The sequence below is a fragment of the Novosphingobium sp. NFX11 genome (genome assembly GCF_057376415.1).
On the sequence record NZ_CP080384.1, the window covers coordinates 2368012 to 2382431 of the forward strand.

Genomic DNA, 14420 nt, shown 5'->3' on the forward strand with positions numbered 1-14420 from the left:
TAACAACAACATGGCTCATGGGACTGGAAACGTGTCGCTGACTTTCGATGTTCGGGAAGACGGATTCACCTGCCTTCTGGCTGGCCGCGCGGTTCTGCGCGGATCGCCGCGCAGCCCAGCATTCGCGGTGGCGCGCGGCGCGGCCGAGGTGGAGATGGTGCGCGGCAATTTCGCCATCAGCGATGCGCCGACCGGCCGTGTGGAGTTGGGCTTCGCCGCGCTGGACGGCGGCGATCTGGTCCTTTCGGCCAGTGCCGGGGCGGCGCCGATGCTGCGGGTTTCGGTGAAGGGCGATTCTGCTCAACATCGCGGTGCTCGATCCCGCCTACGACCGCGTCTGGGTCGATCTGGCCGCGCTGCCGGGCGAGCATGTCTGGGGCGGCGGGGAGCAGATGAGCTACCTCGACCTCTCGGGCCGCCGCTTCCCGATCTGGACCAGCGAACCCGGCGTGGGCCGCGACAAGTCCACCGAGCTGACCCGCCTGATGGACCAGAACGGCATGGCCGGCGGCGATTACTGGTGGACCAATTATCCGCAGCCGACGTTCCTGACCTCCAGCCTGTGGGCCTGTCATCTGGGCAGCAGCGCCTATTCGGTGCTCGATTTCACCGATGCCGCGCGCCACCGGATCGAGGTCTGGGAAGGCGCGTTCACCCTCGAATTCTTCGCTGCCGACGACCTGCCTGCGCTGGTCGGCGCGCTTTCCAGCCGCTTCGGCCGCCAGCCCGCCCTGCCCGACTGGGCGATCGGCGGCGCCATCGTCGGCCTCAAGGAAGGCGACGTCAGCTTCGCGCGTCTCGAGAAGATCATGGACGCGGGCGCCGAAGTCTCCGGCCTGTGGTGCGAGGACTGGATCGGCATCCGCCAGACCAGCTTCGGCCGCCGCCTGTTCTGGGACTGGTCGTGGAACGAGGCGCGCTATCCCGAACTGCCCGCCCGCATCGCCGCGGTGGCGGAGAAAGGCGTGCGCTTCCTCGGCTACGTGAACCCCTACCTCGCCAACGACGGCAAGCAGTACGCCGAGGCCGAGGCGCTGGGCTACCTCGCGCTGCGGCAGGACTCGGACGCGGTCTATCTCGTCGATTTCGGCGAGTTCGACTGCGGCGTGGTGGACTTCACCAACCCCGCCGCGCTCGACTGGTTCGCAGACCGCGTAATCGGCCGCGAGATGCTGGACTTCGGCCTTTCGGGCTGGATGGCGGACTTCGGCGAGTACCTGCCGGTCGATCTGCGCCTCCACGACGGCAGCGATCCGATGCTCATGCACAACCGCTGGCCCGTCCTCTGGGCCGAAGCGAATGCGCGCGCCGTGGCATCGCGTGGCAAGACCGGCGAGGCGGTGTTCTTCATGCGCGCCGGGTTCTCGGGCGTGCAGGCGCATTGTCCTCTGCTGTGGGCGGGCGACCAGTCGGTGGACTTCACCCGGCACGACGGGATCAACACCGTGCTGACGGCCGCGCTTTCGGCGGGTCTGGTCGGTAATGCCTATTCGCACAGCGATGTCGGCGGCTACACCAGCCTGCACGGCAATGTCCGCACCGCCGACCTGATGATGCGCTGGTGCGAGCTGGGCGCGTTCTCGCCGGTGATGCGCAGCCACGAGGGCAACCGCCCGGACGACAACCTGCAGATCGATTCGAGCCCGGAACTGCTGGACCAGTTCGCCTCGATGTCGCGCGTGCACAAGGCGCTGACACCTTATGTCCGCCACCTCAGCGACGAGGCAGTGGCGACCGGTCTGCCCGTGCAGCGCCCCTGTTCCTGCACTACTTCGAGGACGCGCTGTTCAGCGTGCAGGACCAGTACCTCTACGGTGCCGACATGCTGGTGGCGCCGATCGTCGAAGCCGAGGCGACGCAGCGCGAGGTCATCCTGCCCGGCGACACACCGTGGCGTCACCTCTGGACCGGCGAGGACTTCGCCCCCGGCACGCATACCGTGGCCGCGCCCTATAGCCAGCCGCCCGTTTTCTACTTGCCCGGCAGCAAGTTCGCGCCTCTCTTCGCATCGTTGAAGGCATGACGACACCTCCCCCTCTCTCGTCATTGCGAGCCCCGCAGGGGCGCGGCAATCCAGCGCGTGCGCACGCCGCCCTGGGTTGCTTCGCTTCGCTCGCAATGACGGACGGTGGGGCGGGATGCCGGCGTCGTGCATGGGGGAGAGCACATGAGCGAACGGTCCAACATCAAGGACGTCTCGGCGCTGGCGGGCGTATCGATCAAGACGGTCAGCCGCGTGCTGAACGGGCACCGCTACGTCAGCACCGACACCAAGGAGCGCGTCGAAAAGGCGATGCAGGAACTCGGCTTCCGGCCGAGCGTCGCCGCGCGCATTCTGGCCGGGACCAAGTCGGGCCAGATCGCGCTGATCTACGACAACCACAGCCCTTATTACATGAACCAGATCCAGATGGGGTGCTGGGAGGCCTGCCAGCAGAACGGCTCGCGCCTACTCGCGCAGCCGGTAGACGTGGCGGACCCGCTGGTCGGCGAACAGGTGCGCGGCCTCGTCACCGAGACGCATGTGGACGGCATCGTCCTCTCCTCCCCGTGACCGACTGCGTGCCGGTGCTGAAGGCGCTGGAGGGTATGGACATCCCCTTCGTGCGCATCTCGCCGGGCACCAATCATGCGATGACATCCTCGGTCTTCATGGACGATGCCCAGGCGGCGGACGACATGACCAGCTACCTCATCGCGCGCGGCCATCGCCACATCGGCTTCGTGAAGGGGCACTCCAACCACATGGCCTCGGAGGAGCGCCTGTTCGGCTACCGCCGCGCGCTAGACCGCGCGGGGCTGCCGTTCGAGCCCGCGCTGATCGCTCCGGGCGAGTTCGATTTCGACAGCGGCGTCGCCGCGGCACAGCGGTTCCTCAAGGGCAAGCGCCGCCCCTCCGCGATCTTCGCCAGCAACGACGACATGGCGGCGGGCGTGCTGTCCGTCGCGCACGACATGGGGCTCAACGTGCCCGACGACCTCTCGGTGGTCGGCTTCGACGACACCATGGTCGCGCGGATGGTCTGGCCGCAGCTGACCACGATCCGTCAGCCCACGCGCGAACTGGCGCATGCCGCCACGCAGCTTCTTCTCGAGGGCGCGCAGGCCACGCACCGGCGCCTTCCCCACGACCTGATCGAGCGTGCCTCGGTCGCCCGCATCAATCCCGATCTTCTCTCCTGACAGGAACACCCATGACCTACCTCCCTCCCCGGCCGCCCGCCGCCAGCTCGGCAAGAGCGGCATCGAAGTCTCCGCCCTCGCCTGGGGCAACTGGCGCATGGAAGGCGAAGCCGCCGATGCCGTGCGCCTGCTGCATGCCGCGCTGGATGCCGGGATCGACTTCATCGACACCGCCGACATCTACGGCTTCGACGGCAAGGGCGGCTTCGGCGATGCGGAAGCGCTGCTGGGCAAGGCGCTCGCCAGCGAACCGGGCCTGCGCGAGAAGCTGGTGATCGCCACCAAGGGCGGCATCATGCCCCCTGCCTTACGATTCGAGCGCCGAATACCTCACCAGCGCCATCGACGCCTCGCTCAAGCGCCTCGGCACCGACACCGTCGAGCTGTGGCAGATCCATCGTCCCGACATCCTCACGCACCCTTCGGAAATCGCAAAGGCCGTCGAAGCGGCACATAAGGCGGGCAAGATCCGCAGCTTCGGCGTTTCCAACTTCACCATCAGCCAGATCGCCACGCTGCAGCAGTTCGTGAGCCTGCCGATCGTCTCCACCCAGCCGGAAATCTCGGCCCTGCGCCTCGACACGATCGAGAACGGCGAGCTGGACCAGGCCATCGCCATGGACATGGCCGTGCTGGCATGGTCGCCGCTGGGCGGTGGTCGTCTCGCCGCGCCGGAAGACGCCCGCAGCAAGGAAGTCGCCGCGCTGCTCGATTCTGCGGCGGAAGAGTTCGGCGTGTCGCGCACCGCGGCCGCCTACAGCTGGATCATGGCGCACCCGGCGCGCATCATCCCCATCGTCGGATCACAAAAGGCCGACCGGATCGCGGAAGCCACTGACGCACTCAAGGTCCGCTGGACCCGCGCCAGCTGGTACGCGGTACTGGTCGCATCGAAAGGAGAGCCCCTGCCGTGAGCACCACCACTGACAAGACCTGTGAGGTAAGCTGGTTTTCGGCGCTGTGCGACGATGACTACGAGTTCCTCGGCCAGCCCGATCCGGCGCTGGCCTCCAGCTGGGAGCATTGCCGCAACATCGTGCTGCAGGCCGAAAAGGGCGGGTTCGACAACATCCTGCTCCCCTCCGGCTATGCACTGGGCATCGACACCACCATGTTCGCGGGCGCCATCGCCCCGCTGGTGGAGAAGATCCGCCTGCTCTGGGCCGTGCGCATGGGCGAGGACTGGCCGCCGCAGCTGGCGCGCCGCATCGCCACGCTCGACCGCATCCTGGGCGGCCGTCTGACGGTGAACATCATCTCGTCCGACCTGCCGGGCGAGAAGCTGGACAGCCGCGCCCGCTACCAGCGCACGCTCGAGGTGATGCAGATCCTCAAGATCATGCTGAACGGCGAGCACCTGAAGTACGAGGGCGAGTTCTACAACCTCGACCTGCCGCCCGCACGCATCACCACCGTCTCGGGCAAGTGCCCGCCGCTCTACTTCGGCGGCCTGTCCGAAGACGCGCGCGAAGCTGCGGCCAAGGGCTGCGACGTCTACCTGATGTGGCCCGACACGATGGACAAGGTGCGCGAGACGATCGCGGACATGACCGCACGCGCGGCGAAGTACGGCCGCACGCTCAAGTTCGGCTACCGCGCTCACGTCATCGTGCGCGAGACCGAGGACGAGGCGCGCGTCTATGCCGATCGCCTGCTGTCCAAGCTGGACGATGCGGCGGGCGAGGCGATCCGCCAGAAGTCGCTCGACACCGCCAGCGTCGGGGTGACCCGTCAGGCCGAACTGCGCGGCGCGGCAGGCGGTGACGGCTTCGTGGAAGAGAACCTGTGGACCGGCATCGGCCGCGCCCGGTCGGGCTGCGGGGCCGCCATCGTCGGCGATCCCGATCAGGTGCTGGCGAAGATCCGCGCCTATCAGGCCGAGGGCATCGATGCCTTCATCCTGTCGGGCTATCCCCACGCGGCAGAGGCGGATCTGTTCTCGCGGCACGTGCTGCCGCAGATCAACCACGCGCCGCTGGTGCTGTAAGATGCGTATCCTCCCTGTTGCGAAGCAATGGGGAGGTGGCAGCCCGAAGGGCTGACGGAGGGGGCAGTCCACCCCTCCACCACCTGCTATGCAGGCGGTCCCCCTCCCCATCGTTGTGCGACGGGGAGGATTTGGCTCAACTCAATGCCCGTCGGCGGCGCAGACCGCGATGCTGGTCAGGTTCAGGATGCCGCGCGCGGTGACACCCGGGGTCAGCACGTGGATCGGCTGCGACAGGCCCAGCAGCATCGGGCCGACCGTCGGCGAACTGGACGAGGCCGACAGCGCCGTCAGCGTGATGTTCGCCGCATCGAGGTTCGGCATGACCAGCAGGTTCGCCGCGCCCTCGAAGCCCGAATCCGGCACCAGCTTCTCGCGCAGCGCCTGGCTGAGCGCGGCGTCGGCGTGCATTTCGCCGTCCACGCGCAGTTCCGGCGCGACCTTGTGCACCAGCTGCGCCGCCGAGCGCATCTTGCGCGCGCTGGGGCTGTTCGACGAACCGAAGTTCGAGTGCGACAGCAGCGCCACCTTCGGATCGAGGCCGAAACGGCGCACCGCGTCGGCCGCCAGAACGGTCATCTCGGCGATCTGTTCAGGCGTCGGATCGGGCACCATGTGGGTGTCGGTCAGGAACAGCACGCCCGCATCGAGGATCAGGCCCGACAGCGCATAGACGCGCTTCACGTCGGGCGCGCGGTCGATAATGCGCAACACGTGCTCGATCTGGCCCCAGTACTCCGAGTTGCCGCCGACCAGCGCCGCATCGACCTTGCCGGTGCGCAGCAGCATCGCGGCGGTCACGGTCGGGCGGCGGTAGGTGTGGCGCAGCACTTCGGCGGTCGGCACGCCCTTGCGGCTGGCGATCGCGCCATAGGCCGCGACCAGTTCGCCCATCAGTTCGTGGTCGGTCTCGGGATCGACGAGATCGACGTGCTCACCGAGGCGGAACGACAGGCCGAGTTCGGGCAGCTTCTGCTCCAGAATCCGGCGGCGGCCCACCAGCGTCGGGCGCACCATGCCTTCGTCGAGCGCATCCTGCACCGCGCGCAGCACGCGTTCGTCCTCGCCCTCGCCGTAAGCGACGCGCTTCATCGCCCCGCGCGCGGCCTGGTAGACCGGCAGCATGAGCTGGCCCGAGCGGGTGTTCATGTTCGCCAGCGACCGCTTGTACTCGGCGATGTCGAGCGTCTTGGTTGCGACGCCCGAATCCATCGCCGCCTTGGCGACGGCGCCGGCGATCTCGACGATCAGGCGCGGGTCGAACGGGGTGGGGATGATGTACTCGGGGCCGAACACCAGCTTGCGGCCGCCGTATGCCTGCGCGACGCTGTCATGCGCGGGCATGCGCGCCAGACCGGCGATGGCCTCGGCGGCGGCGGCCTTCATCGCCTCGTTGATCTGCGTCGCGCCCGCATCGAGCGCGCCGCGGAAGATGTAGGGGAAGCACAGGACGTTGTTGACCTGGTTCGGATAGTCCGAACGGCCCGTGGCGATGATCGCATCGGGGCGCACTTCGCGGGCGGCCTCGGGACGGATTTCCGGCTCGGGGTTGGCGAGCGCGAAGATCAGCGGCTTGTCGCCCAGCAGCGGCAGCCATTCCGGCTTGAGCACGCCCGGCGCCGAGAGGCCGAGGAACACGGTGGCGCCCGGCAGCACGTCGGGCAGCGAACGCGCGTTGGTATCGCGGGCATAGCGCGCCATGTTGGGCAACATGCCCTCGCGGCCGGAATGGATGACGCCGTCCTTGTCGGTCAGCGTGACGTTCTCGATCGGCAGGCCCATCGAGACGAGCAGATCGACGCAGGCCAGCGCCGCCGCGCCCGCGCCCGAGGTGACGAGCTTGGCGTCGGCCAGCGTGCGGCCCTGCAGCACCAGCGCATTGCGCACGGCGGCGGCGACGACGATCGCGGTGCCGTGCTGGTCGTCATGGAACACCGGGATGTTCATGCGCTTCTTCAGCTCGGCTTCGATGTAGAAGCACTCGGGCGCCTTGATGTCCTCAAGGTTGATGCCGCCGAAGGTCGGCTCCAGCAGCGCGACCGCTTCGATGAACTTGTCGGCGTCGGTGGTGTCGACCTCGATGTCGAACACGTCGATGTCGGCGAACTTCTTGAACAGGACGGCCTTGCCTTCCATCACCGGCTTCGAGGCCAGCGCGCCGATCGCGCCGAGGCCGAGCACGGCGGTGCCGTTCGAGATCACCGCGACGAGGTTGCCGCGCGCGGTGTAGTCCAGCGCCTTGGCCGGATCTTCGGCAATTTCCATGCAGGGTACGGCGACGCCGGGCGAATAGGCCAGCGCGAGGTCGCGCTGGTTCACCATGCGCTTGGTCGGTTCGATGGTCAGCTTGCCGGGCCGAGGCAGGCGGTGGTAATCAAGTGCGGCGCGGCGCAGCGTCTCGTCCATGTGTTCGTCCCGTGGTCAGTGGCCAAAGTCAGCGTGCGATCCCATCGTCGAGGCGATTGGATTCGCTGCTCCCACAACACGGTTCGGGCGCGCCTGTCGAGTGCCTAAGGCGCAAAATCGGGACGATCGACACACTTCGTCATGCCCAGCGGGCACAGACGGCCATCGCACACCGGCTCGGTGGGGTGGTGCGCAAGGACCGTCCGCGATCCCGGCTCTCACCGGGACCAAGGGGTTAACGGGCGGGCTGTTCGCCTCCGACCGGAGTAGTTTCCTCCAGGCCGCCGCCCAGCGAGCGATATAGCTCCACCAGATTGCTGGCCTGCGTCAGCCGCGTGGTAACCAGCGCCTGCTCGGCCCCGTAGGCGGTGCGCTGGGCGTCGAGCGTGGTCAGGAACGAATCCACACCCGAACGGAACCGCGCGTCGGACAGCTTCGCCGCCACGCCCGCAGCCTCGGCGCGCGTGGTCTGCGCACGGATCTGGTCGCCGATGCGACCACGCTGGGCAAGCGCGTCGGAGACTTCCTTGAACGCGGTCTGCACCGCCTTCTCGTAAGTCGCGACGGCCACCTTCTGCGACGCCTTGGCGTATTCGAGATTGCCCGAACGGCGCCCGAAGTCGAACAGCGGCAGCGAGGCGCTGGGCGATCCGGTGTAAGTGTAGCTGCCGTCCTTGAACAGGCCGCCAAGCGCCGTGCTCAGCGTGCCGAGCGTGCCGGTCAGCGAGATCGTCGGGAAGAACGCGGCGCGCGCCGCGCCGATGTTGGCATTCTCGGCGATCAACTGGTGTTCGGCCTGCAGCACGTCGGGGCGGCGCAGCAGGACTTCGGAGGACACGTCACCCGGCAGTGCGTCACGGGTCATGGGCTCGGTGCCGAAGCCGGTGGGCAATTGCTCCGCCGCGACGGTGGTGCCGACCAGCAGGTTGAGCGCATTCTGGTCACGCGCCACGCTGGTTTCCAGCGCGGCGATGTCGTTGAGCGCGCCCTGATAGCTGGTTTCCGCCTGCCGCACTTCCAGTTCCGAGCCGGTGCCGATGCGGAACTGCGCGCGGGTGAGGTCCAGCGTCTTCTCGAACGCCTTCGCCGTCTCACGCGAGAGGCGCAGCTGTTCGCTGTCCGAGGCCATCGTCAGCCAGGCATTGGCGATCTCGGCGATGAGGCTGATGCGTGTCGAACGCTGGGCTTCCTCGCTGGCGAAGTACTGCTCCTGCGCCGCGCGCGACAGGTTGCGGACACGGCCGAACAGGTCGAGCTCGAAGGCCGAAAGGCCCACGGTCGCCTGATAGATCTCGATGTCCGAGCTGCCACCCGTACCACCGGCCGCGCCCGCGCCCATCAGGTTGTTGGTGTAAGTCGCGGTGCCGGTGGCATTGACCGTGGGCAACCGGTCGGCGCGCTGGACGCGGTACTGCGCCCGCGCCTGCTGGACGTTGCCCGCCGCGATCCGCAGATCTCGGTTGTTGGCAAGGCCCGCCTCGATGACCTGCCGCAGCCTGTCGTCGAGGAAGAAGTCCCGCCAGCCGATGCGCGATACGTCCTGCGCATCGGTCGGGGCGGCCGGGTAGAAGCCGCCCTGCGGCAGCGCCACCGGGACGGCGCCCGCCGGTCGCTCGTACTTGGGGGCAAGGTTGCACCCGGCGAGCAGCGTGGTGCCGGCGAGCAGGATGAGGATCGACTTTTTCATGTTCAGCTTTCCTGCGGTGCCGCGCCGTGGGCGCCGTCAGCGTGAGGCTCATCGTCGGTGTTCGTCGGCTTGCGGTCGGTCTGCCCGTGCTTGAACAGGCGAGCGACGACCACGAAGAACATCGGCACGAAGAAGATCGCGAAGATCGTGGCGGAGAGCATGCCGCCCACCACCGCGCGGCCGATGGCGTTCTGGCCGCCCGCACCCGCGCCGGTCGAGACCGCCAGCGGCAGCACGCCGAAGACGAAGGCCAGCGAGGTCATCAGGATCGGACGAAGACGCAGCCTCGCCGCTTCCATCGCCGCGTCGAAGGCGTTCATGCCGGACTGTACGCGCTCCTCCGCGAATTCGACGATGAGGATCGCGTTCTTGGCCGAGACGCCGATCGTGGTGATCAGGCCGACCTGCAGGTAGATGTCGTTGCCGAGGCCGGTGAGCCAGGCGGCGAACAGCGCGCCGACGACGCCCAGCGGCACCACCAGCATTACCGCAATCGGCACCGACCAGCTCTCGTACAGAGCCGCGAGGCACAGGAACACGATCGCCAGCGACAGCGCATAGAGCGCGGGCGCCTGACCTCCGGAGAGGCGTTCCTCGTACGACAGGCCGGTCCATTCGATCGAAGTGCCGGGGGCGAGCTTGCTGTGCATCTCCTCCATCGCCGCCATCGCCTGCCCGGTGCTCATGCCCGCGCCGGGGGCGCCCTGAAGCTCCATCGCCGGGCGACCGTTGTAGCGGTTGAGGATGACCGGCGCCTTCTTCCACGACAGTTCGGAGAAAGCGCTGAAGGGCGCCATCTGACCACCGGTGCCGCGCACGTAGAGGTCCGAAAGGGCCTCGGGCGAGGAGCGGTACTGCTGGTCCGCCTGGATATAGACGCGCTTGGTACGGCCACGGTCGAGGAAGTCGTTGACGTAGGAACCACCCCAGGCCGTGCCGATCTCGGAGTTGATCGCGGCAAGGTCGAGACCGAGTGCGGCGGCCTTGTCCTGATCGATCTTCACGTCGAGCTGGGCCGAATCGTCAAGGCTGACCGGACGGACCTGCGCCACGCGCTGGTCCTGCGCCGCCATGCCCATGAGCTGGTTGCGGGCGGCCAGCAGCTTGTCGTGACCCAGGTTGGTATCATCCACCAGCCACATGTCGAAGCCGGTGGCGTTGCCCAGTTCCTGCACTGCAGGCGGGGTCAGCGCGAAGATCATCGCGTCGCGGTACTTGGAGAACGCCCCCATGGCGCGGCCGATGATCGCCGGAGCCCGGTTGTCGGCGCCGCCGCGCTCCTCCCAGTCCTTGAGCCTGATGAACGCCATGCCTGCGTTCTGGCCCTGACCGGAGAAGGAGAAGCCATTGATGGTGAAGATCGAATCGACGTTGGCCTTCTCGTCCTCGAGGAAGTGCTTGCGCACCACATCGAGGCCCTTCTGGGTGCGCGGCAGGGTGGCGCCCGAAGGCCCCTGCACCAGCGCGAAGACGACGCCCTGATCCTCGTCCGGCAGGAAGCCGCCGGGCAGACGCGTGAACAGGAAGACCATGCAGCCGACGATGAGCAGGTAGACGAGGCCCGAACGCTTCCAGCCGTTGGCCGTGCGGCGCACGCCGCCCCGGTACTTCTCGGTGCCGCGGTCGAATTTGTCGTTGAACCAGCGGAAGAAGCGGGCCAGCAGGCCGTTGCCTTCGGGGCCGCCCTCCTTGTGGGGTTTCAGGATCGTGGCGCAGAGCGCGGGCGTCAGGATCAATGCGACCATCACCGAGAGCGCCATCGAGGAGACGATGGTGATCGAGAACTGGCGATAGATCACGCCGGTGGAACCGCCGAAGAACGCCATCGGCAGGAACACCGCCGAGAGCACGAGACCGATGCCGACCAGCGCGCCGCTGATCTCGTCCATCGACTTTCGCGCCGCCTGCTTGGGCGAGAGGTGCTCGTCCTGGATCAGGCGTTCGACGTTCTCGACCACGACGATCGCGTCATCGACCAGCAGGCCGATCGCCAGCACCATGCCGAACAGCGTCAGCGTGTTGATCGAGTACCCGAGCACCGACATCACGCCGAAGGTGCCGAGCAGCACGACCGGCACCGCGATCGTCGGGATCAGCGTCGCGCGCCAGTTCTGCAGGAACAGGAACATGACGAGGAAGACGAGCACGACCGCCTCGACCAGCGTGTGGACCACCTGCTCGATCGAGAGGCGCACGAAGGGCGTGGAGTCGTAAGGGAACGAGACCTTGACGTCGGACGGGAAGTTCTTGGAGATCTTCTGGACCTCGGCCTTCACCGCGTCGACGGTGTCGAGCGCGTTGGCGCCCGAGGCGAGACGCACGCCGAAGCCTGACGCGGGCTTGCCGTTGAACTGGGTGTCGAAACCGTACAGTTCCGCGCCAAGCTCCACCCGCGCCACGTCGCGCAGGCGGACGATGGCGCCGCCCGAAGCGGAGCGCAGCCGGATGTTGCCGAACTCCTCGGGCGTCTGCAGGCGCGACTGGACCGAGACGGTGGCGTTGAGCATCTGCTCCTTGGGAGCCGGCAGCGCGCCGATCTGGCCCGCCGAAACCTGTGCGTTCTGCGCGGTAATCGCCGTCGTGACGTCGGCGATGGTCATGTCGTAGCTGCGCAGCTTCAGCGGATCGACCCAGATGCGCATGGCGTACTGGGTGCCGAAGATCTGCAGTTCGCCCACGCCGTTGATGCGGCTGACCGGGTCCTGCAACTGGCTGACGATGTAGTCCGAAAGGTCGTTGGCCGAATGGCTGCCGTCCTCGGAATAGATCGCGGTGACGAGCAGGAAGCTCGCCGCCGACTTCTGCACCTGAACGCCCTGGCGCTGCACTTCCTGCGGCAGCAGCGGGGTGGCGGCCTGCAGCTTGTTCTGGACCTGCACTTGCGCGATGTCGGGGTCGGTGCCCTGCTCGAAGGTCAGGGTGATGGTCACCGTGCCCGCCGAGGAGGACGAGGCCGAGAAGTAACGCAGGTTGTCGATGCCCTTGAGCTGCTGCTCGATGATCTGCGTCGTCGTGCGCTCAAGCGTCTCCGCATCGGCGCCCGGATACGTCGCCGCGATCGACACCGTTGGCGGCGCGATCTCGGGGAACTGGGCGATCGGAAGGCTGCGGATGGCGATGATGCCCGCCATCATCAGGACGATGGCGATGACCCATGCGAAGATGGGCCTGTCGATGAAATAGCGTGACATGGCGCCTTACTGCCCCCTGTTAGCAGAGGGGTTGGCAGGAGCGGCGGGCTGGCCTGCAGCGGGCTTCTGCCCCTGTGCCTGACCCTGCGGCGCCACCGGCTTCACCGGCACGCCCGGACGCAGCATCTGCGCACCGTCGACGACGACCTTGTCACCCGCCTTGAGGCCGGAAGTGACCAGCCAGCTGTCCCCGACCGTACGCGGCGCGGTGATCGGACGCATCTCCAGCTTGTTCTGCGCACCGATGACGAGGACGGTGGGATTGCCCTTCTCGTCACGCGACACGGCGACCTGCGGGACCAGCAGGCCATTCGCCTTGGTCGCCTGCGCGAACTCGGCCCGCACGTACATGCCGGGGAGCAGCAGGCCCTTGGGGTTGGGGAACTGCGCGCGGATGATCTGGCTGCCGGTCGTCGGATCGACGGTCACGTCGGTGAACTTGAGCACGCCTTCCTGCGGGTAGGTGCTGCCGTCTTCCAGCTTCAGCTTCACCGCGACATTGCCGCTGGCACTCGTCAGGTCTCCGGCAAGAAGCTGCTGGCGCAGCCGCAGGACATCGGCGCTGGACTGCTGGATATCGACGAAGATCGGGTCGAGCCGCTGGATCGTGGTCAGCGCATCGGTCTGCGAGGCCGATACGAGCGCACCAGTGGTGTAAGTCGAGCGACCGATGCGTCCGGAAATCGGCGCACGGATGGTCGTGCGCGCAAGGTCGATCTCGGCCGAACGCAGTAGCGCCTGCTGCGCCGCAACGTCCGCGCGCGCCTGCTGCGCGGTGGTCACCGCGTTTTCGTAGTCCTGCCGCGAGATCGCATTGATCTTCACCAGTTCACCGTAGCGGCGGGCCAGCGCATCGCTCGATGCGATCGCGGCGCGTGAACGGGCCAGCGCCGCACGGGCATTCGCCGCCGCCGCTTCGTAAGGCGCACCGTCGATGCGGTAGAGCGGCTGCCCGGCCCTCACCTGATCGCCCTCGGTGAACAGCCGCGCGACGATCAGGCCGTTGACCTGCGGGCGCACATCCGAACTCTCGTAAGCGCTGGTGCGCGCCGGAAGTTCATTGCTGAGCGTGACGGACTGCTCGCGCACGGTGACCACGCCGACCTCGGGCGGTCCTGCCGGAGGCTGCTCCTGTCCTCCTCCACAGGCGGAGAGAATCAGCACTAGGGCCGGAGCGATCTTTTTCATGGAGTTAATCCGCCAAGAGGGTTAAAGCGTGAGTGAGCGTTCACTCATGATTCGCGCGACAGGTATTGCGTCGCAACATAAAAAGCAAGTCGGACAGGGAAATGACCAACGAGACTGCACTGGATCGCCCCCGAGCCGCCAAATCGGCCGCACGTCGAAAACACCTTCTCGACACCGCGCGTAACCTTTTGTCGAGCGAGGGTTCCATCAGACCGGAATGGCGCAGATTGCTGCGGCTTCCGGGATCGCCGTGGGGCAGATCTATCGTGACTTCGCGAACAAGGAGGCGATCATCGCCGCCATCTGCGAATCCGAGATCACGACCTGGCTGGACGAGGAAACGCTGAGCACGGCGGTTGCCGCCAACGACCGCGACGCCATTCTCGCCTGGATCGAGCGCGTCGGCTTCGAGGAGCCGGATTGCGAGGACCGCCGGCTGATGTGCGAACTGCTTGCCGAAGTAGGCCGCAATCCGGCGATCAACCAGATGCACACCAAGGTCGACAGCCGCCTTCGCGACAGCCTCGGCGCGGCGTTGGGATCGCTTGCGCCCGCAGCGCCAGCCGAGCGTCAATCGACCGTGGCCGACTTCATCATTGCCATGTCGTGGGGCATGGTGGCGCTGCGCGAACTTTCTCCCGGGAGCGATCACGAGACGCTGCATGCCCGCCTCGGGCAGTTGCTGCGACAGGAAGTCAATGCGCTGGAGAAGTGACCTTCCACACTTTACGAATGTTGCGCCGCACAAACGATTGTGACGGTAGAATACTGCTATTTT

At 67.1% G+C, this 14420-nt stretch carries 6 protein-coding genes and 3 pseudogenes; 5 read left to right on the top strand and 4 right to left on the bottom strand.

All coding sequences use genetic code 11. The features are described 5' to 3' along the window. Positions 1 to 10: 10 nt before the first annotated feature. The 4 genes and pseudogenes from KZO24_RS12175 to KZO24_RS12190 all read left to right on the top strand — a co-directional run bounded on the left by KZO24_RS12175 (position 11) and on the right by KZO24_RS12190 (position 5170). A pseudogene (locus tag KZO24_RS12175) lies at positions 11 to 2023 on the top strand (alpha-glucosidase). A 144-nt stretch (positions 2024 to 2167) separates the two neighbouring features. Continuing rightward, positions 2168 to 3183: pseudogene (locus KZO24_RS12180) on the top strand (LacI family DNA-binding transcriptional regulator). A gap of 97 nt (positions 3184 to 3280) precedes the next feature. After that, a pseudogene (locus KZO24_RS12185) lies at positions 3281 to 4097 on the top strand (aldo/keto reductase). Then, positions 4094 to 5170 carry an LLM class flavin-dependent oxidoreductase gene (locus KZO24_RS12190; RefSeq protein ID WP_211149693.1) on the top strand — a complete coding sequence of 359 codons (1077 nt, stop codon included), beginning with the start codon at positions 4094 to 4096 and terminating at the stop codon, positions 5168 to 5170. The pseudogene KZO24_RS12185 and the gene KZO24_RS12190 overlap by 4 nt, the downstream one beginning before the upstream one ends. 141 nt (positions 5171 to 5311) lie before the next feature. Here KZO24_RS12190 and KZO24_RS12195 read toward each other — a convergent pair whose 3' ends face one another. From KZO24_RS12195 to KZO24_RS12210, 4 genes are all read right to left on the bottom strand, one after another. Beyond that, positions 5312 to 7576: an NADP-dependent malic enzyme gene (locus tag KZO24_RS12195; protein WP_486486272.1), complete on the bottom strand. Its 2265-nt coding sequence runs from the start codon at positions 7574 to 7576 to the stop codon at positions 5312 to 5314. Positions 7577 to 7811: 235 nt separating this feature from the next. Next, complete coding sequence (locus tag KZO24_RS12200) at positions 7812 to 9263, bottom strand: efflux transporter outer membrane subunit (protein WP_486486273.1); 1452 nt, start codon at positions 9261 to 9263, stop codon at positions 7812 to 7814. 2 nt (positions 9264 to 9265) lie between these two features. Beyond that, positions 9266 to 12454 carry an efflux RND transporter permease subunit gene (locus KZO24_RS12205; RefSeq protein WP_486486274.1) on the bottom strand — a complete coding sequence of 1063 codons (3189 nt, stop codon included), beginning with the start codon at positions 12452 to 12454 and terminating at the stop codon, positions 9266 to 9268. A 6-nt stretch (positions 12455 to 12460) separates the two neighbouring features. Continuing rightward, entirely contained in the window at positions 12461 to 13642 is a 1182-nt protein-coding gene (locus tag KZO24_RS12210; protein ID WP_486486275.1) for an efflux RND transporter periplasmic adaptor subunit, read from the bottom strand. Positions 13643 to 13859: 217 nt separating this feature from the next. On the opposite strand from KZO24_RS12210, the gene KZO24_RS12215 reads away from it, so the two are divergent. Then, positions 13860 to 14357 carry a TetR/AcrR family transcriptional regulator gene (locus KZO24_RS12215; RefSeq protein WP_486486276.1) on the top strand — a complete coding sequence of 166 codons (498 nt, stop codon included), beginning with the start codon at positions 13860 to 13862 and terminating at the stop codon, positions 14355 to 14357. Positions 14358 to 14420: the final 63 nt, after the last annotated feature.

Excerpts from the sequence above, each read along its gene's own strand:
- KZO24_RS12195 (WP_486486272.1), bottom strand. The coding sequence starts at position 7,576 with ATGGACGAGACGCTGCGCCGCGCCGCACTTGATTACCACCGCCTGCCT.
- KZO24_RS12200 (WP_486486273.1), bottom strand. The coding sequence starts at position 9,263 with ATGAAAAAGTCGATCCTCATCCTGCTCGCCGGCACCACGCTGCTCGCC.
- KZO24_RS12205 (WP_486486274.1), bottom strand. The coding sequence starts at position 12,454 with ATGTCACGCTATTTCATCGACAGGCCCATCTTCGCATGGGTCATCGCC.
- KZO24_RS12210 (WP_486486275.1), bottom strand. The coding sequence starts at position 13,642 with ATGAAAAAGATCGCTCCGGCCCTAGTGCTGATTCTCTCCGCCTGTGGA.
- KZO24_RS12215 (WP_486486276.1), top strand. The coding sequence starts at position 13,860 with ATGGCGCAGATTGCTGCGGCTTCCGGGATCGCCGTGGGGCAGATCTAT.